This is a genomic window from Acidovorax temperans, assembly GCF_006716905.1.
Classification (GTDB): domain Bacteria; phylum Pseudomonadota; class Gammaproteobacteria; order Burkholderiales; family Burkholderiaceae_C; genus Acidovorax; species Acidovorax temperans.
Map to the genome: position 1 here is coordinate 886,657 of NZ_VFPV01000002.1, position 23,318 is coordinate 909,974.

Annotated in this window: 23 protein-coding genes and 3 pseudogenes; 16 read left to right on the forward strand and 10 right to left on the reverse strand. The window is 62.5% G+C overall.

The features are described 5' to 3' along the window. Positions 1-33: 33 nt before the first annotated feature. On the reverse strand, positions 34-864 hold the full coding sequence (locus BDD18_RS12355) for an urease accessory protein UreD (RefSeq protein WP_142083484.1): 831 nt from the start codon (positions 862-864) through the stop codon (positions 34-36). A gap of 432 nt (positions 865-1,296) precedes the next feature. Here BDD18_RS12355 and BDD18_RS12360 point away from each other — a divergent pair, with 432 nt between their 5' ends. The 5 genes and pseudogenes from BDD18_RS12360 to BDD18_RS12380 form a co-directional block, all read left to right on the forward strand. Further along, positions 1,297-1,779, forward strand: a complete 483-nt coding sequence (locus tag BDD18_RS12360) for a GreA/GreB family elongation factor (RefSeq protein WP_142083486.1) — start codon at positions 1,297-1,299, stop codon at positions 1,777-1,779. Positions 1,780-2,037: 258 nt separating this feature from the next. Next, the gene (locus BDD18_RS22510; RefSeq protein WP_142083488.1) at positions 2,038-2,271 is read left to right on the forward strand and encodes a hypothetical protein; all 234 of its coding nucleotides are present in this window, start codon (positions 2,038-2,040) and stop codon (positions 2,269-2,271) included. 110 nt (positions 2,272-2,381) lie between these two features. After that, positions 2,382-2,945 (forward strand): histidine phosphatase family protein, encoded by a 564-nt coding sequence (locus BDD18_RS12370; RefSeq protein ID WP_244939078.1) that lies wholly within the window; start codon positions 2,382-2,384, stop codon positions 2,943-2,945. Positions 2,946-3,189: 244 nt separating this feature from the next. Continuing rightward, positions 3,190-3,902: pseudogene (locus BDD18_RS12375) on the forward strand (IS5 family transposase). 15 nt (positions 3,903-3,917) lie between these two features. After that, positions 3,918-4,397, forward strand: a pseudogene (locus tag BDD18_RS12380) (FAD-dependent oxidoreductase); the annotation flags it as partial. A gap of 71 nt (positions 4,398-4,468) precedes the next feature. On the opposite strand, the gene BDD18_RS22110 reads toward BDD18_RS12380, so the two are convergent. The 4 genes and pseudogenes from BDD18_RS22110 to BDD18_RS12395 form a co-directional block, all read right to left on the reverse strand. After that, entirely contained in the window at positions 4,469-4,639 is a 171-nt protein-coding gene (locus BDD18_RS22110; protein WP_170207405.1) for a hypothetical protein, read from the reverse strand. Between the two features lie 260 nt (positions 4,640-4,899). Next, a pseudogene (locus BDD18_RS12385) lies at positions 4,900-5,289 on the reverse strand (IS5-like element ISAav2 family transposase); the annotation flags it as partial. A 124-nt stretch (positions 5,290-5,413) separates the two neighbouring features. After that, complete coding sequence (locus BDD18_RS12390; protein WP_142081348.1) at positions 5,414-6,388, reverse strand: IS5 family transposase; 975 nt, start codon at positions 6,386-6,388, stop codon at positions 5,414-5,416. A gap of 77 nt (positions 6,389-6,465) precedes the next feature. Continuing rightward, positions 6,466-7,545 (reverse strand): IS630 family transposase, encoded by a 1,080-nt coding sequence (locus tag BDD18_RS12395; RefSeq protein ID WP_005801445.1) that lies wholly within the window; start codon positions 7,543-7,545, stop codon positions 6,466-6,468. A 302-nt stretch (positions 7,546-7,847) separates the two neighbouring features. Here BDD18_RS12395 and tnpA point away from each other — a divergent pair, with 302 nt between their 5' ends. Both tnpA and BDD18_RS12405 read left to right on the forward strand, forming a co-directional pair. Further along, entirely contained in the window at positions 7,848-8,279 is a 432-nt protein-coding gene (tnpA, locus tag BDD18_RS12400; protein WP_026437438.1) for an IS200/IS605 family transposase, read from the forward strand. A gap of 284 nt (positions 8,280-8,563) precedes the next feature. Further along, positions 8,564-10,303: a bifunctional aminoglycoside phosphotransferase/ATP-binding protein gene (locus tag BDD18_RS12405; protein WP_244939079.1), complete on the forward strand. Its 1,740-nt coding sequence runs from the start codon at positions 8,564-8,566 to the stop codon at positions 10,301-10,303. Here BDD18_RS12405 and BDD18_RS12410 read toward each other — a convergent pair. Beyond that, positions 10,300-10,770, reverse strand: coding sequence for a YqaA family protein (locus tag BDD18_RS12410; RefSeq protein ID WP_211360751.1), 471 nt, complete (start codon positions 10,768-10,770; stop codon positions 10,300-10,302). The genes BDD18_RS12405 and BDD18_RS12410 overlap by 4 nt on opposite strands. Positions 10,771-10,932: 162 nt before the next feature. Between BDD18_RS12410 and BDD18_RS12415 the strand changes: the two genes are divergently transcribed. The 8 genes from BDD18_RS12415 (at position 10,933) to BDD18_RS12450 (ending at position 16,617) form a co-directional block, all read left to right on the forward strand. Further along, the gene (locus tag BDD18_RS12415) at positions 10,933-11,493 is read left to right on the forward strand and encodes a M15 family metallopeptidase domain-containing protein (RefSeq protein ID WP_142083493.1); all 561 of its coding nucleotides are present in this window, start codon (positions 10,933-10,935) and stop codon (positions 11,491-11,493) included. Positions 11,494-11,673: 180 nt separating this feature from the next. Continuing rightward, entirely contained in the window at positions 11,674-12,720 is a 1,047-nt protein-coding gene (gene dusB / locus BDD18_RS12420; RefSeq protein WP_142083494.1) for a tRNA dihydrouridine synthase DusB, read from the forward strand. Beyond that, complete coding sequence (locus BDD18_RS12425) at positions 12,717-12,950, forward strand: Fis family transcriptional regulator (RefSeq protein WP_044398839.1); 234 nt, start codon at positions 12,717-12,719, stop codon at positions 12,948-12,950. Before dusB ends, BDD18_RS12425 begins: the two co-directional genes overlap by 4 nt. A gap of 93 nt (positions 12,951-13,043) precedes the next feature. Next, complete coding sequence (gene purH / locus BDD18_RS12430; RefSeq protein ID WP_211360752.1) at positions 13,044-14,663, forward strand: bifunctional phosphoribosylaminoimidazolecarboxamide formyltransferase/IMP cyclohydrolase; 1,620 nt, start codon at positions 13,044-13,046, stop codon at positions 14,661-14,663. 33 nt (positions 14,664-14,696) lie between these two features. Next, positions 14,697-15,179 carry a c-type cytochrome gene (locus BDD18_RS12435; RefSeq protein ID WP_142083498.1) on the forward strand — a complete coding sequence of 161 codons (483 nt, stop codon included), beginning with the start codon at positions 14,697-14,699 and terminating at the stop codon, positions 15,177-15,179. 619 nt (positions 15,180-15,798) lie between these two features. Further along, positions 15,799-15,945, forward strand: coding sequence for a hypothetical protein (locus BDD18_RS22515; protein WP_233099922.1), 147 nt, complete (start codon positions 15,799-15,801; stop codon positions 15,943-15,945). Positions 15,946-15,967: 22 nt separating this feature from the next. After that, entirely contained in the window at positions 15,968-16,237 is a 270-nt protein-coding gene (gene infA / locus BDD18_RS12445; protein ID WP_066699070.1) for a translation initiation factor IF-1, read from the forward strand. Positions 16,238-16,302: 65 nt separating this feature from the next. Continuing rightward, positions 16,303-16,617, forward strand: a complete 315-nt coding sequence (locus tag BDD18_RS12450; protein WP_066699068.1) for an RNA recognition motif domain-containing protein — start codon at positions 16,303-16,305, stop codon at positions 16,615-16,617. A gap of 244 nt (positions 16,618-16,861) precedes the next feature. Here the strand turns inward: BDD18_RS12450 and pobA are convergent, their stop codons facing one another. Further along, positions 16,862-18,046 carry a 4-hydroxybenzoate 3-monooxygenase gene (pobA, locus tag BDD18_RS12455; protein ID WP_142083499.1) on the reverse strand — a complete coding sequence of 395 codons (1,185 nt, stop codon included), beginning with the start codon at positions 18,044-18,046 and terminating at the stop codon, positions 16,862-16,864. Positions 18,047-18,262: 216 nt separating this feature from the next. On the opposite strand from pobA, the gene BDD18_RS12460 reads away from it, so the two are divergent. Continuing rightward, a complete protein-coding gene (locus BDD18_RS12460; protein WP_142083501.1) occupies positions 18,263-19,042 on the forward strand; it encodes an IclR family transcriptional regulator domain-containing protein in 780 nt (259 codons plus the stop codon). 51 nt (positions 19,043-19,093) lie between these two features. Here the strand turns inward: BDD18_RS12460 and BDD18_RS12465 are convergent, their stop codons facing one another. From BDD18_RS12465 to thiD, 3 genes are all read right to left on the reverse strand, one after another. Further along, positions 19,094-20,755, reverse strand: coding sequence for an alkaline phosphatase D family protein (locus tag BDD18_RS12465; RefSeq protein WP_142083503.1), 1,662 nt, complete (start codon positions 20,753-20,755; stop codon positions 19,094-19,096). A gap of 221 nt (positions 20,756-20,976) precedes the next feature. Next, complete coding sequence (gene hemL, locus BDD18_RS12470; RefSeq protein WP_142083505.1) at positions 20,977-22,287, reverse strand: glutamate-1-semialdehyde 2,1-aminomutase; 1,311 nt, start codon at positions 22,285-22,287, stop codon at positions 20,977-20,979. Beyond that, positions 22,271-23,224 carry a bifunctional hydroxymethylpyrimidine kinase/phosphomethylpyrimidine kinase gene (thiD, locus tag BDD18_RS12475; protein WP_142083507.1) on the reverse strand — a complete coding sequence of 318 codons (954 nt, stop codon included), beginning with the start codon at positions 23,222-23,224 and terminating at the stop codon, positions 22,271-22,273. Before thiD ends, hemL begins: the two co-directional genes overlap by 17 nt. Positions 23,225-23,318: the final 94 nt, after the last annotated feature.

Here is a 23,318-nt window from a genome sequence, read left to right on the forward strand (position 1 = left end):
GAGCTCCATCGGTCGCATCGTGCCGCAACAAGCTCAGGTCGCCCAGACCCGAGGTGCCACAGCGTCCATCTGCCACAGTGCCTGGCGCCACGCTGCACGGGCCGGGCGCAACAGTTCCAGTACCGGTTCAACCAGCGGAGCCAGTACCCGCAGCACCAGCACCTGTGGATGCGGGCTGGTAGCGCCGGCGCTGAGCCGCAAGGGATGCGCGTCGATCACCCGGCGCACAGCGTCGAGCGCGACGTCGCGGCGCTGACGCTCGATGGGCGTGCCTGCCATGAAAAAAAGCGTGGCCAGGCAGCGCTGGCCGGCCAGGCCCAGCGGGCTATTGAGCAGCCGAAGGTCGTCGGCTGCGATGCGGCCCTGCTCCAGCCAGACGCCCGGCACCTCGAGATGCTGCGTGAAGCAGCCCTCCGCAAAAGGCTGGTCTGCCGCGGGCAGGCCCAGCGCGGTGATATCCCAGCCCAGCAGTTCGGCACCGGGGGCAAGATCAAACACGGCACGGTTTTCAGCCTGGCATTGGTTATAGGCCAGGGCCTCCAGCGGCAGCCACTCTAGCCGTGCGTCAGCCTCCAGCCGGGCGTGCACGCGCTGACGGGCCGGCTCGCCCAACGAGCGGTAGAAACGGGTGGCGCCGGGTGTGGTGACGAGACCGTGCGCGCCGGGCGCCACCGACACCTGGGTCTCCACCGTGTCGCCCCCCACCAGACCGCCCGGCGGATGGACCAGTACGTTGTGGCAAACGGTGTCGCCCTCGGGGTAGAGGCTCCGCAGCACGCGCAGCGGCCCGTCATGGCGATAGCGGGCAACGGTACGCGCTGATTCCAAGCTGTAGTGCAGCTCCAAGCAGGCGCGCCAGCTCATGGGTATCGGGACACCACGTTGGACGGGTGCCGGATAAGTCTCAGGTGGGCGTGATAGGTCGGCATTTGCAAGACCATGCAAGTTTTGCGCCTAACTTGCGATGTGGCTGTTGTGCGCCCGACTGGCACCGCGAGTGGCTCACTCGGGTAACAGCAGGATCTCTGTTAAAAAAGCCAGTTCCTAGTACTCGCGCCTTCATCCCTGTCTCAATCTCGATGAGATATCGCTGGCGCAGGGCGCGGCATTGATGGTGCTGCACTCCATTCGAAGCCTTGAGCTTGCCTCATTGAAGCAGTCGCCCGAAGTTAATGTTCAGCCCTTGGGATAACAGAAGCGTTTCCATCCCAGTCTGCCAACCCAAGTATCGACGGCGGGCGGAGCCCTTCATAATTACGAGTTGCCTTCGCTTTTTTGGGATGCCTATCTTTCATCATGGATAAATTCTTGCTGCGGCAGCAAGTGCTGGAGCGACTAGCCGAGGACCTACTGGAAGTTGAAGAGGCAGTGCGAGTGGCCCATGAGGCGGCTACCCACGAAGAAAACATCGCCGAGAACAAATATGACACGTTGGGACTCGAAGCCGCTTACCTTGCGACCGGCCAAGCTCGGCGCGCAGAAGCCATCCGCCATGCGATGGCCCATTGGCGTCAGTTCCATCCGCGCCCCTATGACGCCAATCAAGGCATACAAATCGGTGCGCTGGTTTGCTTGGTTGATGCAAACGATAAGCAGCTGCAGCTTTTTCTCGGCCCGGAAGGAGGCAGCATGAAGTTGGTGAGAGGGGCTCACCTCGTTCAGGTCATCAGCAGCGAAGCACCTTTGGGCAAGGCCATTCTGGGTAAATGCGAGGGTGATGAGGTCTCGATACAGGTCTCTCCCCACCAACAGCAGTTTGAGGTGCTACGGGTTCACTGAGCCGCAAGGCTGTTTTGCACTGTAGGAGTCTTGACGATTCAGGCAGACCGTGCAGTCCGCCAGCCGAACTTGATGTTGGAAGCATTCCGCTAACGAACGCTATTTGCTGCGCTGTGGCTATTGGGCAGCAACAAGGTGTCACAGGTAAGGTGACGACTTCACAGTGCCCGCGCTCTGGCAGAGCAGGACGCAAGGTCGCATGGATGCGAGCTCGCTGTTTATGAAGTTATTTGGTGCGAACCATTGGAGTTTCTCAAAATGATTGATTGGGTCCCGGTAGCCTTCCTGACGTTCAAGGTTCTCATCTTCGGCGCCTGCATGTTTTTTGCCATCAAGTGGCATTACGACCAGGGCAACAAGGTGATGGACAGGCGCGCCCTGATACGTAGGGGCAGCAAGTTTTTCGCCATTTTCATGCTGGCGCTTTTGGGTGTGTTGGCCTTCACGTTCGGCCTTTCCTGGAAGCTTGGTATGGATTTGCGGCTCCCCTGAGGGCAAAAAATGGTCGGTTGATATCCAATCCTGAGCGGGGCGCTCAATCAGGCAGATGCGGATCGGCGATGCCAGGTTGTTTTGAGGCCCCAACGCTGGAGGCAGGAAAAATGGATCGACGCGCATGGCTGATCGGATCGGGGTTGTGTGTTCTGGGGCGTGCCGCCTTTGGTGCGCCATCGGCGCCGTCTCTTGCCATGATGGCGCGTGAGGGCGGTGTAGTGCTGATTCGCCACACCAGTACCGAGCCCGGGGTGGGCGATCCGCCGGGTTTTATCCTGGGTCAATGCAGTTCACAGCGCAATTTGTCCGAAGCCGGTCGGGCTGAGGCCATCGGCATCGGTGCTTGGTTCAGTCAGCACGGATTGCAGCCACGGGCGGTGTTGAGCAGCCAGTGGTGCCGTTGCCAAGACACGGCTCGGCTGGCCTTCGGCCGTTATGAGGACTGGCCCGCACTGAACTCCACTTTTTCTACACAAGACCAGCAAGCGCAGCAGCTCCAGATGCTGCGCAGGCGCCTACGGCAGCTCCCTTCGGGCGCGCTGGAGGTGTGGGTCACACACCAGGTGATCATGACCGGTCTGACGGGGGCCTACCCTGCGATGGGGGAAGGTTTCCTGGTGGATGCGGGGGGTACGTTGCGGGCTCGCGGGCTGATGCGGTCTGGCAGTTGAGGATGTTGAAGTCCTGCTTCTGAATGGCTTCTGCTTTTTGGGATGCTCGCTGCGCCGCCGGTGTTCCTGGCTGCCAAATGCTTCGGTCAGGCGTCTATGTGCGGGGCTCTAGGGTTGCCCCCCTTCCGCTGACTGCCCAGCTCTGCTAGGGGCTGTTGAGAATCAAGCACAACGGCTCGGAGGGCTGTGATGCAATAGGCGCATGAGCATTCGATGGGTACTGACAGACGAGCAATGGGCCAAGATGGAGCCTCAATGCCTTGGCAAGCCAAGTGATCCTGGACGCAGCGGCACAGACAACCGCCGCTTCGTTGAGGCAGTGCTGTGGATTGCCCGCACAGGCAGCCCCTGGCGAGACCTGCCGCCAGAGTTCGGCAAGTGGAACACGGTGTTCAAACGCTTTAGAGACTGGGTTAAGGCCGATGTGTTCCAACGTCTGTTCGATGCAGTGAGCGAGCAGCCGGACATGGAATATGCGATGGTGGATGCCACGATTGTGAAAGTGCATCGGCACGGCCAGGGGGCAAAAGGGGGACTTCGGGCCAGGCCATAGGCCACTCGAGGGGCGGCATGACCACGAAGATACTGGCGCTGACAGATGCATTGGGCAATCTGGTGAAGTTCGTCTTGATGCCAGGGCAGCGCCACGACACCAAAGGGGTCAGAGAGCTGATTGCCGATGTGCGCTTTGATGCCTTGCTTGCCGACAAGGCCTTCGATGTGAATTGGCTGATTCAGGAGTTGGGTAAGCGCGGGGCGCAGGTGGTGATCTCACAGATGCCCCGCAGGAGAGCGCCACTGGAGATTGACCTGGAGGTCTACAAATGGCGCCACTTGATCGAGAACTTCTTTTGCAAGCTCAAGGAGTTCAAACGTATCGCAATGCGCAGCGACAAGACGGATAGCAGCTTCGCAGCGATGATCTATCTCGCAGCTGGGGTTATCAACTCCCGTTGATTCTCAACGCGCCCTAGCCAACTGGGCGACCGGGTGAATGTGTACCCCGTCAAGGGCTATTCCATCACCGTGAACTTGCTGGACGAGGCCAGCCGCCGAGCCGCACCCACGGTCAGCCTGCTGGACGATGAGACCAAGCTGGTGACCAGCCGTTTGGGTGAAGACCGCTTCAGGGTGGCAGGCACCGCCGAGTTCAATGGCGTCAACCGCGACATCCGCGCTGATCGCATCCGGCCGTTGGTGGACTGGGTGCGGGAGTGCTTCCCAGGCGTGTCCACCCGGCAGGTCGTGCCTTGGGCTGGCTTGCGCCCGATGATGCCGGACATGATGCCGAAGGTAGGCCGTGGCCGCCAGGCCAACGTCTTCTACAACACTGGCCATGGACACCTGGGATGGACCCTCAGCGCTGCGACTGCAGACCTGCTGGGGGAACTGGTTGCAGGTGCCGCCGCCCCGACCGGTGTCCGCTTGCCGGTGACCGCGGCAGCGGTCTGAGGCAATTCCTTCTTGTTAGGTTGAGGGCCCGATGGGCCACTGGCCAGCGGGCAGAGTCATTCAAGATTTCGTCAGCTGGCTCTGCTGAGCCTGGCCGTTGCGGCTGAGGTGACGATGGGCTGGTTGCCGGTACGCGACTGGGCCTGAACCGCCTTGGCCTCGAACGAATACAGCGACATGGGGGCGCTGGTGTCGACGCCCAACTGCGGGGCACGGCTGTGCTGCCTCGCAGGCATTGTCATGCCAGCCATCCACGCGCCTGCCAAGGCACCGATTGGCACTTGAGTTGCGGTATGCCCTGGCCTGGCGCTAGCGGTGTGGCTGTGTGCCGGACGCGGTGGCGGTTGCCTGGCTACAGCTTCTGTTGCCGTTGCGTTCCTGAATACTTTGGCTCAGGCGCTATCTTGAGTATAAAAATTACCAATCGGTAACTTGTTATCCATCAAAGGGCTTTGTTGCATAAATCGGCCATAGGCCAAGGCATCCCCAATCCCAAAAAGATTTACGCAGCAGCGACCGTCTGGGGTGTGCCCAGATCGGTAAATTGATTGAGGATTGAAGCTCGGATGTGCAGCTCGGTCACCTGGCGCTCAAACGTCCTGGCCATGACCTTCTCGCCCAGGCGCTTGAAGCAATTCATCTTGGTCTCCACCAGTGACCTTCGGTGGTAGCTGCTCCAGCGTTTCCAGATAGCCCGCCCCAACTGCCTACACGCCTTGACCGCTTCATTGCGGTGAGCAAATGCCAGCCCTTTGCGCAGCTTCGCTCCTTTGCGCGGCGGGATGATTGGAATGGCTCCCCGCAGGTAGCACGCCTTATGTACATCCTGCGTGTCGTACGCCCCATCACCGGTAAAGCTAGCTATCTCTTCATTGCTTGGAATTTGACCTAGGGCAATGCTGAACAAGTAACGTCATATCCATCGCACAGCCATTTGAATGCCAAATGGCCCGCAAAGATACTGTGCTTTGCCCCACAGGGCCTGTTTCGGGAGCCTTTGAGCCCCTTTCGGACCCTTACGGGCGCACCTGTCCCTGCAGGCGCCCTCGGGCAAGGTAGATGTTGGCCAGCGCCAAGGCCGTGAACGCACGCGTGGCGTTCTTTTGCAGCCCGCGATAGCGCACCTTGGTGAATCCCCACAGGCGCTTTACCACCGCAAAGACATGCTCGACCCGAGCGCGCACCCGTGACTTGTTGCGGTTCTTGGCCCGCTGAACTTCGTCCACCTCGCCCGCACGGCGGGTGCGCTGGTTGGTGAAGTCCTTGGCCCTGGGGGCTTTGCTCGCTATCAGTGTTTTCTGGCTGGCATAGGCCGAGTCGCCGTACACGCGTCGCTCATTGCCATGCAGCAGATCGGGCAGTGGGTGTTTGTCGTGCACGTTGGCCGCCGTCACCACGGCGCTGTGCGCCAGCCCGCTTTGGCTGTCCACCCCAATGTGCAGCTTCATGCCGAAATACCATTGCTGGCCTTTGCGGGTCTGGTGCATGTCGGGGTCGCGCGCCTTGTCGGCGTTCTTGGTAGAACTGGGCGCGGCGATGATGGTGGCATCCACGATGGTGCCGGTGTTGACCTTGAAGCCGCGCTCCTGCAATTGCTGGCCTACCTTGGCAAACAGGGCTTCGCCCAGTTTGTGCTCATGGAGCAGTTTGCGAAACTTCAGCAGCGTGGTGGCGTCGGGCACGCGTTCGCGGCCCAGGTCAATCCCCACAAAGCGGCGCAGACTGGCACTGTCATACAGAGCCTCCTCGCACGCCAGATCGGCCAGGTTGAACCAGTGCTGCAGGAAGTGGATGCGCAGCATGCGCTCTAGGCCAATGGGCGGGCGGCCGTTGCCTGCCTTGGGGTAGTGCGGCTCTATCACCTGACACAGAGCGGCCCATGGCACTATTGTCTGCATGGTCCGCAAGAACTCTTCGCGTCGGGTGGGTTTGCGCGAATGCTCGAATCCGTTGTCTTGATCTGCGGCCATTGCCAGGGTCTGCTGCTTCATCTGCGGATAACGTTTGACCCCTCTCAATGGTGGACCTTAATCAGCGTTGCCCTAGTGTGGTGTCTCAAAAGTAAGCATCAAATAATGGTACTCGCTGCCCGCGCCACAGATGCCAAGATGGTGTCCGCACTTTTATGCCACACGAACGGCTTGGGATCCTCGTTGTGACGATCAATGTATTCCCGTATGGATTGCTCCAGCTGAGCAACGCTGGTGTGGGCGCTGCGCTTGATCCACTGCTCGCTGATCTGGCTAAAGAAACGCTCGACCAGATTGAGCCAGGACGCTGAGGTGGGCGTGAAGTGAACGTGGTAGCGAGGATGGGCTGCTAGCCAGGCCCGCACTGCCTGCGTCTTGTGCGTGCCGTAGTTGTCCATGATCAGGTGGATGTCTTGTTCGCCAGGCACCGCTGCATCGATGGCTTTGAGGAACTGCAGGAATTCCACACTGCGGTGACGGCGCTTGAGCTGTCCTATGACTTTGCCAGTGGCCACATCCAGCGCTGCAAACAGCGACGTTGTGCCATGGCGCTTGTAATCGTGCGTGCGCGTGCTGGGTTTGCCAAACGTCAGTGGTAACCCTGGTTGGGTGCGATCCAGAGCCTGGATCTGGCTCTTCTCGTCCACGCACAGCACCAAGGCGCGATCGGGTGGTGCCATATACAGCCCCACCACATCCCGTACCTTGTCCACGAAATGGGGATCCGTCGATAGCTTGAAGGTTTCTTGCAGGTGCGGCTTCAGCCCAAAGGCATGCCAGATGCGCTGCACCGTCGCGGGCGATACGCCAGCGTGCCGACTCATCTGGCGCACGCTCCAGTGCGTGGCGTTGTCAGGCTTGCTCTGGCGAACCTTGTCCACAATGAGCTGAACCTGCTCGTCGCCCACACTGCGCGGGCGGCCAGCGCGCGGGGCATCGGTCAAACCCGCCAGACGATACGCCCGGTAGCGCCGCCGCCACTTGGAGACAGTTTGCACCGTCGTGCCCAAGCGTTGGGCAATCATGGTGCCCGACTCCCCATCTGCGCAGCCCAGCACGATTCGCATGCGCAGCTTCTCGTCCTCGGGCGCTTTGCGTACGCGCAGTCGCGCATGCAGCTCTGCGCGCTCGGCATCGGTGATCTGCAGCTTCGTGGCGGGGCGTCCAGGGTGGGCCATCAGCGTAGTCTCCTATAAGGAAGCTGATTCGACCAACACCGGTCAAAATAGTTCTATCTATTTTTGAGACACCACACTAGTGATGCACTCGATAAATGTCGTACGTCGAAATCGTCGTTTACAGACGTGCGGCGATTTCCATCACTACTATTCGCTAGAAGAGCCTGAAATTGAGTGCTAGCTACCAAAAGGAGGCCCCCCGGCTCTGCCGGGGAGGCAGTAGAAGTTTGACTTTTCAGGAGGTTGTCCACCGTAGAGACTTTCAATCGTGAGCCGCCAAGCAAACGAAAGGAAGAAACACGATGGACAAGTATGAAAGTTTGAGTCACACGGCCTGGGATTGCAAATATCACGTGGTCTTCATCCCCAAGTGTCGAAGGCGAACGCTGTACAAGCAGCTACGCGAACACCTGGGTGAGGTATTCAGAAAGTTGGCCGCGCAAAAGGAATGCAGGGTTGAAGAGGGGCATCTGATGCCCGATCACGTGCACATGATGCTGTCGATCCCACCGAAGTACTCGGTGTCGCAGGTGGTGGGCTTTATCAAAGGCAAGAGCGCAATCCACCTTGCGCGGGTGTACGGAGAGCGAAAGCGCAACTTCGTGGGTCAGCACTTCTGGGCGCGAGGGTACTTCGTCTCGACGGTGGGACGCGACGAAGCGGTGATACGGGAGTACATCCGAAACCAGGAGAAGGAAGACGAGAGGTTGGACCAACTCGGTCTATGGAGGTGAGTAGCCACCGATAGGTGGCCCCAAGAATGAGGGGCCGCGTTAGCGACCCCTTACAGCCGCTTTGAGCGGCTCACATCCCGAATGCCCCCGGCTTTGCCGGGGGATGGTTACTGCTTATCTAGCAAGCGCAAGGTGCTATTTAATTGATAGCGTTTGACCAGGCTGCGGCAGGTATCGTGTCATCCACTGGCTCCCGGTTGGCGCAGCCGGGTTGACAGCCGCCGCACCACGCGCACACTGGGGGCATCTTGTTGCCTGGCTGCACGGCCTGCGGTCTTTTGCTCGTGTCTGACGTTTCCAACTCAACCCTTATCGTTCCTCCCGACTTCTCTGCGCAGCCGCGCGTTGTCAGGCCCGCATTGGAGGATGCCTACGCCGCTGCGCAACAACGCGTGCATCAACTGCAGCACCACCCGGAGGCCTGGGGCTATGCGGGCTGCACCGTGGAGTGCATCGAAACGCACATCTCGTGGCTACTGCTGGTGGGTGGGCATGTGTACAAATTCAAGAAGCCTTTGGCGCTGGATTTTCTGGACTTCAGCACCGCCGCACTGCGCTTGGCCGCGTGCCAGGAAGAGCTGCGCATCAACCGCCGCACGGCCCCGCACATGTACCTGGACGTGGTGGGCGTGGAGGGTGACGGCAGCGATTCCCGGCCCTGGCGGGTGAAGCCCTGGGCGGCAGGGGATGCCGCAGGGGCGGAGCCCGCGGTGCTGATGCGCCGCTTTGACCAGCAGGCCTTGCTCAGCCGCAGGCTGGAGGCGGGATGCGTGGCAGACGAAGACATGGACGCCCTGGCCGAGCAGGTGGCCAGGCTGCACACGCAGGCGGCTGTGGCAGACGTGGCGCAGCTGGGCGGGGCGCTGGCGGCGCCATCACCCGGGCATGCTGCCACCGCGCCGGTGCGTGAATGCCTGGCCGCGCTGGCCTTGGTGCTGCCGGAGGTGGCACCGGGGCAGATGGGCGACTTGCAGCGGCTGGAAGAGTGGTGCGCCGTGCAGCAGATCGCGTTGAAAGAAGTGTGGGCCCAACGTTGGCGCGGTGGCCATGTGCGCGAGTGCCATGGCGATCTGCACCTGGCCAACATTGCCTGGATTGACGGCCAACCGCAGTTGTTTGATGCGCTGGAGTTCAACCCCGATCTGCGCTGGATTGACTGCATGGCCGACCTGGCCTTTTTGGCCATGGACCTGCAAGCGCGTGGCCGGCCTGACCTGGCCTGGCGCTGCGTGAACCGATGGCTGGAGCACACGGGCGATTACGAAGGCCTGCAGGTGCTGGGCTACTACCGTGTGTACCGCGCGCTGGTGCGGGCCCGTGTGGCGGGCTTGCAGTGGACGCAGCTGCAAGCGCAGCGCGTCGATACCGTAGCACAGGCGGCCCATGCTGCGCTGAGGGATGAGGCGCAGCGCACGCTGCAACGCTACCTGGCGCTGGCCGTGGAGCTGACCCAGCCAAACGCAGTGGTGCTGTGGCTGGCGTATGGCTTGTCGGGCTCGGGCAAAAGCACCCATTCGTTACCGCTGGTGGCTCAGCGTGGCGCGGTGCGCCTGCGGGCTGATGTAGAGCGCAAGCGTTTGTTCGGCCTGCGCGCGGGGCAGCGCAGTGACGGTATTGAAGGCGGCATCTACACCCCCCAGGCTTCGCGGCAGACCCACGAGCGGCTGGCGCAACTGGCCGTGCTGGTGCTGAAGGCGGGCTACCCGGTGCTGGTCGATGCCACCTTCTTGAACCCGGCCACGCGCACTCAGTTCATGGCACTGGCGCGGGCGTTGCAGGTGCCTTGCCGCATTCTGGCTTTTGAAGCGCCGCTGGCGGTGCTGCGCGAGCGCGTGCAGGCGCGTCAGCGCCAGGGCGAAGATGCGTCAGAAGCCGATGTGGCGGTGCTGGATTCGCAATGGGCCCACCTGCAGCCCTTGGCACCCGATGAATTGGCGCTGACGGTGCATGTGGACACCCCACCCAGCCGGTGGACTGGGATGCATTGCTGCCCCGAAGCTGCTGACCTGGGTGCGGGCCCTTAGCCGCCCAACTGCCCCGGCATGAAGTACAGCAGCACGCTCGTCATGACCAGGTAGCGAAAGAACTTGCCCACCGCCATATAGGCCACGCAGGGCCAGAACGGCAGCTTGAGCCAGCCGGCCACGGCGCACAGCGGGTCACCCACACCGGGCAGCCAGCTCAGCAGGCAGGCGGCGGGGCCAAAGCGGCGCAACCAGCTCAGTGCGCGCACTTCGGTGGGGCTGCCCCGGGCGCGGTCCACCGCCTTGTGGGCGCCCAGGCCCATCCACCAGCTCACCGCACCGCCCAGGGTGTTGCCCACGGTGGCCACACCAATCGCGGGCCAGAAAAGATCTGGGTTGAGCTTGACGAGCCCGAACACCGCAGGCTCGGAGCCCAAAGGCAGCAGCGTGGCCGAGATGAACGAGACCACGAACACCGTGCTCAGCCCGAATTGCGGCAGTGCCAGCCAGTGAAGCAGCTGGTGCATCCAGATTTCCATAGCGTTGGAGTGTAGGGCTCTGCGCCCGCGTTTCTCGCTTTGGCGGCCTCGTCCTACAGCGGCGCGGGGCATACGCTTTGGGGACTACAGCCCGTCGCTCGGTACCTTCTCCTCATGCCCACCCTGGAAAGCAAAAACGAGGAGGAACCCATGCCCCACCGCCACACAACTTCGATATTTGCCGACACGGCCCGCCCATCGCGCGCCCGCTGGCAGCACTGGCAGCACTGGCTCGTGGCCGGGTTGTTGGCAGCGGGGTTTGGTGGCCATGCAGCCGTTCACGCTGCCGATGCCGAGGGAGATGTGGATTGGCGGGGCCAGTCGGCAGGCAGTTGCCAGCAAGACCGCGCTGGTCAAGCCGCGTTATCGCGCATTGCGCAGCAGTTGCAGGCGCAAGGCATGGCCTTGAAGGCGCGCTGCCATGGGCCCAGCGGCGCCTGGCGGGTCGAGGTGACCGTGGTGGATGGCCTCAAAGCCAGCAAGGTGGTGCGTGGCCCCTTGGCCGATGGGCATGAGGTGGACATGGGCACACCGGCCGGTGTACCGCTGGCAGCGGCGTCGGTGGATGCGAGCGGCTTCTCGCCCGACGTGCAATTCAACCGCCAGTGGCTGCGCACGTTGATGGCGCAGCACCGCTTCAGCAATCTGCCCGATGCCTGGTGGCACTTTGCCCAGCAAGGCAGCAGCCCTGTGAGTGTGGCTGCCCGCTGAGGTGGGTGATTGCAGTACAAAACAAAAACGGGTTGTGTGCAAAAACGGGTTGCGTGATCCCGCTGCGCAAGGGCTGGGGCCGCACTTGAATCGCGCGGTTGGATATTTCAGTTGCTGAAATTTTGAGCAGGTACAATCCTGCCTCCTTTTTCAGCACCCGCTGCCAACCCCCGTACCCCCATGCACATAGGCCAGTTCTCTTTGGCGAATCGTCTGTTCGTCGCTCCCATGGCGGGTGTGACGGACCGGCCCTTTCGCCAGCTGTGCAAAGCGCTGGGGGCGGGTTACGCGGTGAGTGAGATGGTGACCTCGCGCAAGGACTTGTGGAACAGCCTCAAGACCTCGCGCCGGGCCAACCACGAAGGAGAGCCGGGACCCATTGCCGTGCAGATTGCCGGCACCGAGGCGCAGATGATGGCCGAGGCGGCGGTCTACAACGTAGAGCGCGGCGCGCAGATCATCGACATCAACATGGGCTGCCCGGCCAAGAAGGTATGCAACAAGTGGGCGGGCTCCGCCCTGATGCAGGACGAGGCGCTGGCCGTGTCCATCGCGCAGGCGGTGGTCGAGGCCTGTGCGCCGTTCAACGTGCCCGTCACGCTGAAAATGCGCACTGGCTGGTGCCAGCAGCACAAGAACGCTGTATCGCTAGCGCGCCAGTTCGAATCCATCGGCATCCAGATGCTGACGGTGCACGGCCGCACGCGGGAGCAGGGCTACAAGGGCCAGGCCGAGTACGACACCATCGCCGCCGTGAAAGCGGCGGTGAAGGTGCCCGTGGTGGCCAACGGCGACATCACCTCGCCTGAGAAGGCACGTGATGTGCTGGCCTACACCGGGGCCGACGCCATCATGATCGGCCGTGCTGCCCAGGGCCGGCCGTGGATCTTCCGCGAGATTGGCCACTTTCTGGACACAGGCGAGCATCTGGCCCCACCCCTGGTGGGCGAGGTGCGCCGCCTGCTGCTCGATCATTTGCACGACCACTACAGCCTGTACGGCGAGCTGACCGGCGTGCGCAGCGCCCGCAAGCACATTGCGTGGTACCTGCGTGCCCTGCCGGGCGGCGAGGCCTTCAGGCAGCACATCAACACGATAGAAGACAGCGCTGCGCAGTGGCAGGCTGTGGCCGATTTTCTGGATGCCCTGGGCACCCAGATGGACCGCATGCCCGCCGCTACTGCCGCGCCTGCAGATACAGAAGAACAAGAGGGATTGCCTGCATGAGCAAACAACACATAGAAGAGTGCGTCCGCGAAAGCCTGCAAGGTTACTTCCGCGACCTGGGCGGTGAAACGCCTGACGGCATGTACGACATGCTGGTGCGCGTGGTCGAAAAGCCGCTGCTGGAAGTGGTGATGAGCCACGCTGACAACAACCAGTCCCGCGCGGCCGAATGGCTGGGCCTGAACCGCAACACCCTGCGCAAGAAGCTGGTCGAGCACAAGCTGCTCTGACGCTGCGACAGGTGTTTGCTACATAAAACATAGCTGCTAGCGCTTGGTAGACGTGCGCTAGAGCCAGATTTCACTTCAAACTTTACCTCCACCATGGCCATGAACGCACTTCTTTCCGTATCCGACAAGACCGGCATTGTTGACTTTGCCAAAGCCCTGCACGCGCTGGGCATCAAGCTGCTGTCTACCGGCGGCACTGCGCAACTGCTGGCCAAGGAAGGTCTGCCTGTGACCGAGGTGGCCGAGGTCACCCAGTTCCCTGAAATGCTGGATGGCCGCGTGAAGACGCTGCACCCCAAGGTGCACGGAGGCCTGCTGGCCCGCCGCGAGCTGCCCGCCCACATGGCAGCCCTCAAAGAGCACGGCATCGACACCATCGACCTGCTGGTGGTCAACCTCTACCCCTTTGAAGCCACCGTGGCCAAAGCCGGTTGCACGCTGGCCGACGCCATCGAGAACATCGACATCGGCGGCCCCGCCATGGTGCGCAGCGCCGCCAAGAACTGGAAAGACGTGGGCGTGATCACCGCCGCCGACCAGTACGACGCCGTGCTGGCCGAGCTGAAGGCGAACGGCAAGCTGAGCGACAAGCTGCGCTTTGCCCTGTCGGTCGCTGCGTTCAACCGCATCGCCCAGTACGACGGCGCCATCAGCGATTACCTCTCGTCCGTCACGTTCGAAGAAGAAAAGCTCTCGGAAACCTACGTGCCCACGCGCACCCAGTTCCCCAGCCAGAGCAACGGCATCTTCACCAAGGTGCAAGACCTGCGCTACGGCGAAAACAGCCACCAGCAAGCCGCGCTGTACCGCGACCTGCACCCCGCACCCGGCTCGCTGGTCACCGGCGTGCAATTGCAAGGCAAAGAGCTGAGCTACAACAACATCGCCGACGCCGATGCCGCGTGGGAATGCGTCAAGAGCTTTGACGCCGCTGCCTGCGTCATCGTCAAGCACGCCAACCCCTGCGGCGTGGCCGTGGGGCTCGATGCCCTGAGCGCCTACAGCAAGGCCTTCCAGACTGACCCCACCAGCGCCTTCGGCGGCATCATTGCCTTCAACCGCGTGGTGGACGGCGCAGCTGCTGCCCAGGTCAGCAAGCAGTTTGTGGAAGTGCTGATGGCCCCAGAGTTCACGCCTGAAGCGCTGGAAATTTTCAAGAGCAAGGCCAATGTGCGCCTGCTCAAGATCGCCCTTCCCTCGACATCTTCCGCACACGGGGGCAACACCGACTGGGAGCGAGGCCGCAACGCCATGGACGCCAAGCGCATCGGCTCGGGCCTGCTGCTGCAGACGGCAGACAACCACGAGCTGTCGCTCATCGACCTCAAGGTCGTGACGAAGAAGCAGCCCACGCTGGAAGAAATGGAAGACCTGCTGTTCGCCTGGAAGGTCGCCAAGTACGTCAAGAGCAACGCCATCGTCTTCTGCAAGGGCGGCATGACCATGGGCGTGGGCGCCGGCCAGATGAGCCGTCTCGACTCGGCCCGCATCGCCAGCATCAAGGCTGAACACGCCAACCTGTCGCTGCAAGGCACCGTGGTGGCCAGCGACGCCTTCTTCCCCTTCCGCGACGGCCTCGACGTGGTGGTGGATGCAGGCGCCACCTGCGTCATCCAGCCCGGCGGCTCCATGCGCGACCAGGAAGTGATTGACGCCGCCAACGAACGCGGCGTGGCCATGGTGTTCAGCGGCGTGCGCCACTTCCGCCATTGATCTGCGCATCGCAAGGCATCTCTGGATTTGCACATGCATCCAGACGATGACATCCCACCACCCCGGCCGCGCTGGCTGGGGTGGGCATTGATCGCCTTTGGGCTGCTGGTGGCCCTGGGCATGCTCAACCTGGGCGTGCGCATGGTGCTCTCGGCCAAGCCCCCGCAGACCGAAGCACCGCAGCCACCCAGCGCCGCAACCCCTGTGACTGGGGCTGCCGAAGCACCCCAAACCTCATCCCTGGCCGGGCAGGCCCTGGTACAAGCCAGCGACTGCCTGCGATGCCACGGCATGGACCGGCGCTACGTGGGCCCGTCTTTCCGCCAGATTGCTGACCGTTACCGCGAACAGCCCGATGCCGCCAACTACCTGGCCCGCAAGATCCGCGAAGGCAGTGTCGGCGTATGGGGCCGTACCGTGATGCCACGCCATCCCCAGGTCAATGAAGCGCAATCTTCAGACATGGCGCGGTGGTTGCTGAGCCTGCCGCCTGCGCAGGCAGCGGCTCCCCAGTAGCGCCCCCGGATTTGGTGAATGCCCTTGCCTGTGAGCGGCGCAAGAATGGTGGCGGCGCAAGTGTGGGTCGTCGGACCCCCGCGTTTGTTGGCCACAGTGTGGGGTGTTAGCGCTCTTGGCGATATCCATCGCCCGCTGTGCCAGTTTGCTTGATTGCAGGGGGCTTCGTCTCTATTGGCCGTGCAGCAGAGTGCGGCCACAAGATGTCATGCTTGGCGGACGGTGTTGTCACCGCCCTTTTTAAAAATATTCATAAACCTCTTGCATAGAAGGTCTAGGCACCCTACATTAGGTCTGTTGCAGCAGCTTTTGCTTACTCGCGCTGCAAGCAGGTTCGATCTGGGCAGCGGTACCCCAAAACCGCACACCTCCACTGCACACCACTTCACTGTGGGCTCTTCGGTGGTCTGACTTTTCCCTAGGCAAGCTTCACTTTTACGACTTTTACGCAGTCGTATTTGCCCATGCTTCGTTGCACATCGCGACGACATGAATCCGGGCTACACGCGCCCGCGCACCATTGTTTTTAATGTCATTTGCAAGCACCCATCCGTTCGCCGTCGGCAAATTCCGGATCACACCGCTTAGCCGTTGTCACGGTAGCGATCAGCACACCGCCTTGCTCTCCATCAAGAGTGGGCAAGGCAGCCAGACACATGACCGTGTCTACACCTTTAAGCCCGAGTTCAAGACGCAGGACTGCGCCCTGATGTATGCCGCCGCGCAAGGCCGCAACTGGCTGGTCAACCCCGCCTCACTGGCGTAAACCGCAACTTCAAGGAGGCTCTATGGCCAAGGAAGAACTCATCGAAATGAACGGTAAGGTAGATGAAATGCTGCCTGACACTCGCTACCGAGTGACCTTGGACAACGGGCACAAATTGATTGCCTACACCGGCGGCAAGATGCGCAAGCACCGAATCCGGATTCTGGCGGGCGACAACGTCACGCTGGAGATGTCACCTTACGACCTCACCAAAGGCCGGATCACCTTCCGCCACATCGAAAACCGTCAGCCTCGCGCTGCGGGAGCGCCTGCTTTCAAACGCAAGCACTGATTTCTCTCACACCTGTTTTAACCTGCGCCCCAATTTTGCAGGGCGCTTTTTTTGAAAGGCTCAAAATGAGCAACAAACTTTATATCGGCAATCTGTCTTACTCGGTTCGTGACGACGATCTGCACCAACAGTTTTCTCCCTTCGGCCAAGTCCAGTCGGCCAAGGTCATGATGGAACGCGACACAGGTCGCTCGAAGGGCTTTGGCTTTGTCGAGATGTCCAGCGGCTCGGAAGCCGAAGCAGCGATCCAGGCAATGCATGGCAAGAACATGGGCGGTCGTGACCTGACCGTCAATATTGCTCGCCCAATGGAGGCTCGCCCTCCCCGTAGTGGTGGTTACGGCGGTGGCTACGGTGATGCCCGTCGCAACAGCTATTGATCTTTGACCGATCATCCAAAAAAGAGCCAGCGCAAGCTGGCTTTTTTCATGGTGGTTGCTGAGGAACTCTTTTGCGCCCATTCGTGAAGTAGGTTCTCACCTCAACGGCGGTTGCGGTGTCATGGCTGAGCACCTTGGGTGCATCACGCGCTTCTTTGAAGGTACATTTTTCAATCAAAATAGCCTCTAGCGCCTGCCGATTAAGCGCAGGAAGCTATTATTTTGATAGCGTTTTGGTGTGATATCAGGCACCAAAATTCATCGGCAGTCCCACATAGTTCTCTGCCAGCGAACGTGATGCAGCTTCCGAGTTCACCAGGTAATCCAGCTCCGCCTCCTGCATCTTCTGGCCAAACGCGCCGGTTTCTGGGAAGTGGTGCATCAGCGAGGTGAACCACCATGAGAAGCGCTCGGCGCGCCATACGCGGCGCAGGCACCGGTCAGAGTAGGTGTCGATGCCTGCGCGGGATTGGTCGTTGTAGAAATCGGCCAGCGCATTCCACAGATAGCCCACGTCGCTCGCTGCCAGGTTCAGGCCCTTGGCGCCGGTGGGGGGCACGATGTGGGCGGCATCGCCAGCCAGGAACAGGCTGCCAAAGCGCATGGGCTCGGCCACAAAGCTGCGCAGGGGGGCGATGCTCTTTTCGAGCGAGGGGCCGGTGGTCAGGTGCTCGCGGGCTTCGGGGTCCAGGCGGTTGCGCAGTTCGGTCCAGAAGGCGTCGTCGCTCCAGTTCTCGACCTTGTCGGTCAGTGGCACTTGCAGGTAGTAGCGGCTGCGGGTGTTGCTGCGCATGCTGCACAGCGCAAAGCCCCGGTCTGTGTGGGCGTAGATCAGCTCGTGCGCCACCGGCTTCACATCGGCCAGCAGGCCCAGCCAGCCAAACGGGTAGACGCGCTCGTAGGTGCGGATGGCGGCCTCGGGCACGCTGGCGCGGCACACGCCGTGAAAACCGTCGCAGCCTGCGATGAAGTCGCAGGTGAGGGTGTGGGTCTGGCCGTCTTTCTCATACTTTACGCGCGGCGTGGCGCCGTCAAAGTCGTGCACTTGCACGTTGGCGGCTTCGTACACGGTGGTGAGGCCTGCGGCGGCGCGGGCGTCCATCAGGTCTTGCGTCACCTCGGTCTGGCCGTAGACCATGACGCGGCTGCCGCCGGTCAAGGCATGCATGTCGATGCGGTGGCGCTGGCCCTTGAACAGCAGCTCAAAGCCGTCGTGCGGCAGGCCTTCGGCATGGGCGCGGGCGCTCACGCCCGCCTGGTCCAGCAGGTCCATGGTGACCTGCTCCAGCACGCCTGCGCGGATACGGCTGAGCACGTAGCTGGGGCTGCGCTGCTCAATGATGACGGCATCAATACCAGACTTGTGCAGCAGTGCGCCGAGCAGCAGGCCCGCGGGGCCCGCACCAACGATGGCAACTTGGGTTCGCATGTCTCTCTACCTCGTGATGGAACGTTGATGGGCGTCAATAAACAGTGAGGTGGAGCGTAGGTGCGAGGCTCGCCAGCAGCGAGACGCACCGTGCGATAGCGTGCGATCTTCAAGCTATCTGTGCGATCATCGCGCAGAACTTGATGTGCGTCAGGCTGGCTGATCCACGAACGCAGCGCCATGCGAGGTGCTGTTCTACGCAAAGGAATTCCCTCCATGGCCACTTTTCCGATTGCCAAAGCGGACCTGATTGAAGGCATGGCCAAGGGCATGGCGGTGCTGGAGAGCTTTGACACCGAGCGCCAGCGGCTCAATGCCACGCTGGCCGCGCAGCGCACGGGGCTGACGCGGGCAGCGGCGCGCAGGCATTTGCTCACGCTGGCGCACCTGGGCTATCTGGAGACGGATGGCAGCTACTTCTGGCTGGCGCCCAAGGTGTTGCGGTTTTCGGGCAGCTACCTCGCGTCGGCCCGGTTGCCGCGGGTGCTGCAGCCCACGCTGAACCGGCTGGCGGCGCAGACGCAGCAGTCGTTCTCTGCCGTGGTGCTGGATGGGGATGAGGTGGTGATCGTGGCGCGCAGCGGGGTGTATGGCGCGCCATCGCGCACCATGGCGTATGGCCTGCACCTGGGGGCGCGGCTGCCAGCGCACCCCACGTCTACCGGGCGGGTGCTGTTGGCAGCGCTGCCCACGGCCGAGTTCACGCAGTGGCTGCAGGGCTGCATGCTGCAACGGCTCACGCCCCACACCGTCACGCAGCGCAGCGCCTTGCGCAAGGTGGTGGCCCAGGTGCGACGCGATGATTTTTGCCTGGCGGTGGAGGAGCACGAGCTGGGCGTGCATGCCCTGGCTGTGCCTTTGCGGAATCTGCAGGGGCACACGGTGGCGGCGCTCAACGTGGTCGCATCACCCCAGCAGATGCAGGCGCAAACACTGCAGCGCGACATGCTGCCGCTGCTGCAGGAAGCCGCGCGCGAGGTGCGCGGGCTGCTTTAGCCCCTCGCGGCCTCGCTCACGCAGGCTTATGCGGCCTGTCGCGGCACTGCCTTAGGCCGCGACGATGCGCCCCACGCCTGCGGCGCCAGCCACTACCTTGAGCGACTTGTCGGTGCTGGCGGTGTAGTTGCGGCTGGTGATGGTGTTGACGTACACCCAGTCGGCGCGGCATTCGCTGGCCGTAGCGGTGAGCACCATGTAGCCACGGCGCGAGGTGTCGCAGTACTTCAGTGGCGCAATCAACTGCTGCAGCGCGCCCGCCAGGGTGGCGGGGTTTTCGTTGGGCAGATATTCCTCAAAGCCGGGCGAGGTGACGGACGAGGTGGCGAACTCCACACCCACGGCGTTACCGTTGCGGTCTTGCAGTTCGTTGGCCCAGGCGTTGTGCGTGTCGCCAGACAGCACCACCAGGTTTTTGCCCAGGCTGCGCGAGGTGGCCAGCACGGTTTCGCGCGCGGCCTGGTAGCCGTCCCAGGCGTCCAGGTTGTAGGGGATGGAGGGCTGCGCCAGGATGGCTTGCTCGGCGGGCGTGAGGCTGGCCGGGTTGGTGCGCGCGCGGGCCACCAGTGCGGCGTATTGGCTTACCGTAACGCCCGAGCCGGGCTGGATGGTTTCCATCAGGATCGGCGCAGGAATGTTCATGCGCCCCATCAGCACCTGCTGGCCCAGCACTTGCCAGGTGGCGGCGGATGCGGCCATTTGCTGCTGCAGCCACTGCGTTTGCGTGTTGCCCAGCAACTGGCGGCTGGTATTGCCCACGGCTGCGGTGAAGCTGGCTGCGTCAAAGCCGGTGGCGGTGAAGAACTTGGTGTAGTCCAACTGCTCGTCGCGCGCGACTACGCGGGTGTCGAGCATGTGCAAGGCCACGAGGTTGCCGAACGCAAAGCTGCGGTAGATCAGATCAGGCTGCGCGTTGCGGGTGGGCATCCACTCGTGGTACGCCTGCAGGGCCGCTGCCTTGCGGGTGCTGAAGCTGCCTTCGGTGGCGGCTTGGTGGTTGTCTGCACCGTCGCGCCAAGTGTCGTTGGCGATTTCGTGGTCGTCCCACACGGCGATCATGGGGGCGGCGGCGTGCAGGGCCTGCAGGTCGGCGTCGCTCTTGTACTGTGCGTGGCGCTGGCGGTAGTCGGCCAGGCTGAGGATCTCCTTGGCGGGCGTGGACAGGCGGCCCAGTGCCCCGGCGTTGGCCGATGCGTAGCCGCCCTGGCCGTATTCGTAGATGTAGTCGCCCAGGTGCACGGTGGCGTCCAGGTCGCCGCGCTTGGCGGCATGGGCGTACACGTTGAAGTAACCGGCGGGGTAATTGGCGCACGAGAACACCGCCAGCTTGACCTGCGCGACGCTGCCCGTGGGCAAGGTGCGGGTGCGGCCCGTGGGGGACGTGGCTGCGTAGGCGCGGAAGCGGTAGTGGTAGGCGGTGGCGGCTTTCAGCCCTGTGGCATCGACCTTGACGGTGAAGTCCTTGCTGGCCAGCGCCGTGGTTTGGCCCTGGGCCACAAGGGCGGTGAAGGCGCTGTCGGTGGCCACTTCCCATTCCACCGGAATATCACCCGTGTGGCCCACCGGGGGCGTGACGCGGGTCCACAGCATCACGCGGTCGGCCAACGGGTCGCCACTAGCGATGCCGTGGGCGAACTGCACGGCAGGGGCGTCGTCACCACCGCCGCAGGCCGCGAGGGGCAGCGTGCCCAGGGCGGCGGCTGCCAGGCCCATGTGGCGCACAAAGCGACGGCGGCTGGGGTTGGCCTCGGCCGCGTCGCGGATGGGGTGGGGGAGGAGGAGAGTTTGTCGGTCATGGCTCAGGCAGTAGGTAAAGCACCCAAGACTGCCTTGGCCAGATGACGGTGGTGTGAAGCGTGCAGAGGCGGTGTCGCCTCTGCTACAGATTCAAAGAAAAAAGCCTGCAGCGCTTGTCTATCAAGCGCCAGTAGCTATTATTTTGATAGTGTTTTGAACACTTCGCGTGCTGCCGCCACGGTGGCCGCGATGTCGTCGGCCGTGTGGGCGCCACTGACAAAGCCGGCTTCATACAGTGCCGGGGCGATGTACACGCCGCGGTCAAGCAGGCCGTGGAACAGCTGGTTGAAGCGGGCGCTGTCGGTCTTGAGCACGGCGGGGTAGTTCTGGGGCAGCTCGGGCAACAGGAAGAAGCCGAACATGCCGCCTTCGCAGTCGGCGCTGAAGGGCACGCCTTCGTCCTTGGCGGCCTGGGCCAGCCCATCGACCAGTGAGCGGGTGGAGGCCGACAGAGCGTCGAAGAAGCCGGGCTTCTTGATCTCGCGCAGCGTGGTCAGCCCGCAAGCCGTGGCCACCGGGTTGCCCGACAAGGTGCCCGCTTGGTACACGCAGCCCAGTGGGGCCAGGTGTTCCATGATGGCGCGTGGGCCGCCAAAGGCTGCGAGCGGCATGCCGCCGCCAATCACCTTGCCCAGCACGGTGATGTCGGGCTTGAAGCCGGGGATGCTCTTGGCGTACACGCTTTGCGCGCTGCCCAGGGCTACGCGGAAGCCGGTCATCACTTCATCAAGCACCAGCAGCGCGCCGTATTCGGTGCACAGCTCACGGCAGCGCTTCATGAAGGGCACGCTGGCGCGCACAAAGTTCATGTTGCCCGCGATGGGTTCGATCATCACGCAGGCCAGGTCCTTGCCGTGCAGTGCAAAGGCTTCTTCCAGTTGCGCGACGTTGTTGTACTCGAGCACCAGGGTGTGCTGCACCACTTCGGGTGGCACGCCAGCGCTGGTGGCATTGCCAAAGGTGGCCAGGCCCGAGCCGGCCTTGACCAGCAGCGAATCGGCATGGCCGTGGTAGCAGCCCTCGAACTTGATGAACTTGCTGCGGCCGGTGGCGCCGCGCGCCAGGCGAATGGCGCTCATGCCCGCTTCGGTGCCCGAGCTGACGAGGCGGATCATTTCCATCGATGGCACGAGGCTCAGGATTTCTTCGGCCAGTTCCACTTCGCGCTCGGTGGGGGCGCCGAAGCTGAAGCCTTCGAGTGCGGCCTTTTGCACGGCTTCAAGCACGGCGGGGTGGCCGTGGCCCAGGATCATCGGGCCCCAGGAGCCGATGTAGTCGATGAAACGCTGGTCGTTGGCATCCCAGAAGTAAGCGCCTTGCGCGCGCTTGACGAAGCGGGGTGTGCCGCCCACGGCCTTGAAGGCACGCACGGGCGAGTTCACGCCGCCGGGGATCAGCGCCTTGGCGCGTTCAAACAGGGGAATATTGAGATCAGTGCTTGGTGTCATGGGGTGGCATTACAAAGCCTTCGATGGCCTGTGTTTCGTCAAGGGAATCTGCTTCGCTGTCTTCGGACTCATCGTCCTCGGGCTGGGCCCAGAACATGCGATCGGGAATGATGTGGCCCATGCCTGGGCGAAAGCCTGCGTCCAGGCAGCGGTCGAGGTAGTTGAGGGCTTCGCTGGTGGCTTCGCCAAGGTCATTGCCGCTGCCCACCAGGGCCGTGAGCGCGGCCGACAGGGTGTCGCCCGCGCCGGAGAAGGTGGCATCGAACAGTTCAAACTTGTTGTTGCCCAGCACGGTCTGGGGCGAGGCGAGTACGTTGTCAACAAACTGCTCGGGCAGTGGAATGCCAGTGACCAGGGTATAGGGCACGCCCATCTCGGAAGCCGCGCGGGCAATGTCGCGGGCGGTGGGGCTGCGGTCGCTGCTCCAGTCGGGCAACAGCCAACGCCACAGCGTGCTGTGGTTTCCTACCAACACCGAAGTTTGCGGCAAAAGCAGTTCGCGGAAGGCGTCCAGGTACTCGTCAATCAGCTCTTCACGCCACCAGGAAAGGTTGGGCATGTAAGCGATGACGGGCACATCGTCGTAGTCGGTGGCGATCTCGGCAATGGTGCTGATGTTCTCGGTGCTGCCCACAAAGCCCACTTTGATGGCTTGCACCGGCAGGTCTTCTAGAACAGCGCGGGCCTGCTCTGCCACGGCCTCGTCGTCCAGGCAGAAGTGATCGAAGATCTGCGCTGTGTCTCGCGCGTAGGCGCCCGTCACCACAGCGATGGCGTGGCCGCCCACGGAGGCAATGGTGGCGATGTCGCCTGTCAGCCCGCCAGCGCCGCTGGGGTCGCTGGCGTTGAAAACCAGAATGCAGGCGGGGCTGGATTCATCCGATGGATCACTGTCCAGTTCATCGGTGTTGGGGGGGAGGGGGGTGTGCATGGTCATGATCCAGTTCCTGCGCCAATGGTGGCATAGAAGCAGCAGCCCGCAGAGATGACTAGATACAATCGTTGCATTCTATGTGAAGGCCTATTAAGCT

Coding starts and splice junctions, on each gene's coding strand:
- BDD18_RS12355 (WP_142083484.1), bottom strand. CDS start 864: ATGAGCTGGCGCGCCTGCTTGGAGCTGCACTACAGCTTGGAATCAGCG.
- BDD18_RS12360 (WP_142083486.1), top strand. CDS start 1,297: ATGGATAAATTCTTGCTGCGGCAGCAAGTGCTGGAGCGACTAGCCGAG.
- BDD18_RS22510 (WP_142083488.1), top strand. CDS start 2,038: ATGATTGATTGGGTCCCGGTAGCCTTCCTGACGTTCAAGGTTCTCATC.
- BDD18_RS12370 (WP_244939078.1), top strand. CDS start 2,382: ATGGATCGACGCGCATGGCTGATCGGATCGGGGTTGTGTGTTCTGGGG.
- BDD18_RS22110 (WP_170207405.1), bottom strand. CDS start 4,639: ATGACAATGCCTGCGAGGCAGCACAGCCGTGCCCCGCAGTTGGGCGTC.
- BDD18_RS12390 (WP_142081348.1), bottom strand. CDS start 6,388: ATGAAGCAGCAGACCCTGGCAATGGCCGCAGATCAAGACAACGGATTC.
- BDD18_RS12395 (WP_005801445.1), bottom strand. CDS start 7,545: ATGGCCCACCCTGGACGCCCCGCCACGAAGCTGCAGATCACCGATGCC.
- tnpA (WP_026437438.1), top strand. CDS start 7,848: ATGGACAAGTATGAAAGTTTGAGTCACACGGCCTGGGATTGCAAATAT.
- BDD18_RS12410 (WP_211360751.1), bottom strand. CDS start 10,770: ATGCACCAGCTGCTTCACTGGCTGGCACTGCCGCAATTCGGGCTGAGC.
- BDD18_RS12415 (WP_142083493.1), top strand. CDS start 10,933: ATGCCCCACCGCCACACAACTTCGATATTTGCCGACACGGCCCGCCCA.
- dusB (WP_142083494.1), top strand. CDS start 11,674: ATGCACATAGGCCAGTTCTCTTTGGCGAATCGTCTGTTCGTCGCTCCC.
- BDD18_RS12425 (WP_044398839.1), top strand. CDS start 12,717: ATGAGCAAACAACACATAGAAGAGTGCGTCCGCGAAAGCCTGCAAGGT.
- purH (WP_211360752.1), top strand. CDS start 13,044: ATGGCCATGAACGCACTTCTTTCCGTATCCGACAAGACCGGCATTGTT.
- BDD18_RS12435 (WP_142083498.1), top strand. CDS start 14,697: ATGCATCCAGACGATGACATCCCACCACCCCGGCCGCGCTGGCTGGGG.
- infA (WP_066699070.1), top strand. CDS start 15,968: ATGGCCAAGGAAGAACTCATCGAAATGAACGGTAAGGTAGATGAAATG.
- BDD18_RS12450 (WP_066699068.1), top strand. CDS start 16,303: ATGAGCAACAAACTTTATATCGGCAATCTGTCTTACTCGGTTCGTGAC.
- pobA (WP_142083499.1), bottom strand. CDS start 18,046: ATGCGAACCCAAGTTGCCATCGTTGGTGCGGGCCCCGCGGGCCTGCTG.
- BDD18_RS12460 (WP_142083501.1), top strand. CDS start 18,263: ATGGCCACTTTTCCGATTGCCAAAGCGGACCTGATTGAAGGCATGGCC.
- BDD18_RS12465 (WP_142083503.1), bottom strand. CDS start 20,755: ATGGGCCTGGCAGCCGCCGCCCTGGGCACGCTGCCCCTCGCGGCCTGC.
- hemL (WP_142083505.1), bottom strand. CDS start 22,287: ATGACACCAAGCACTGATCTCAATATTCCCCTGTTTGAACGCGCCAAG.
- thiD (WP_142083507.1), bottom strand. CDS start 23,224: ATGACCATGCACACCCCCCTCCCCCCCAACACCGATGAACTGGACAGT.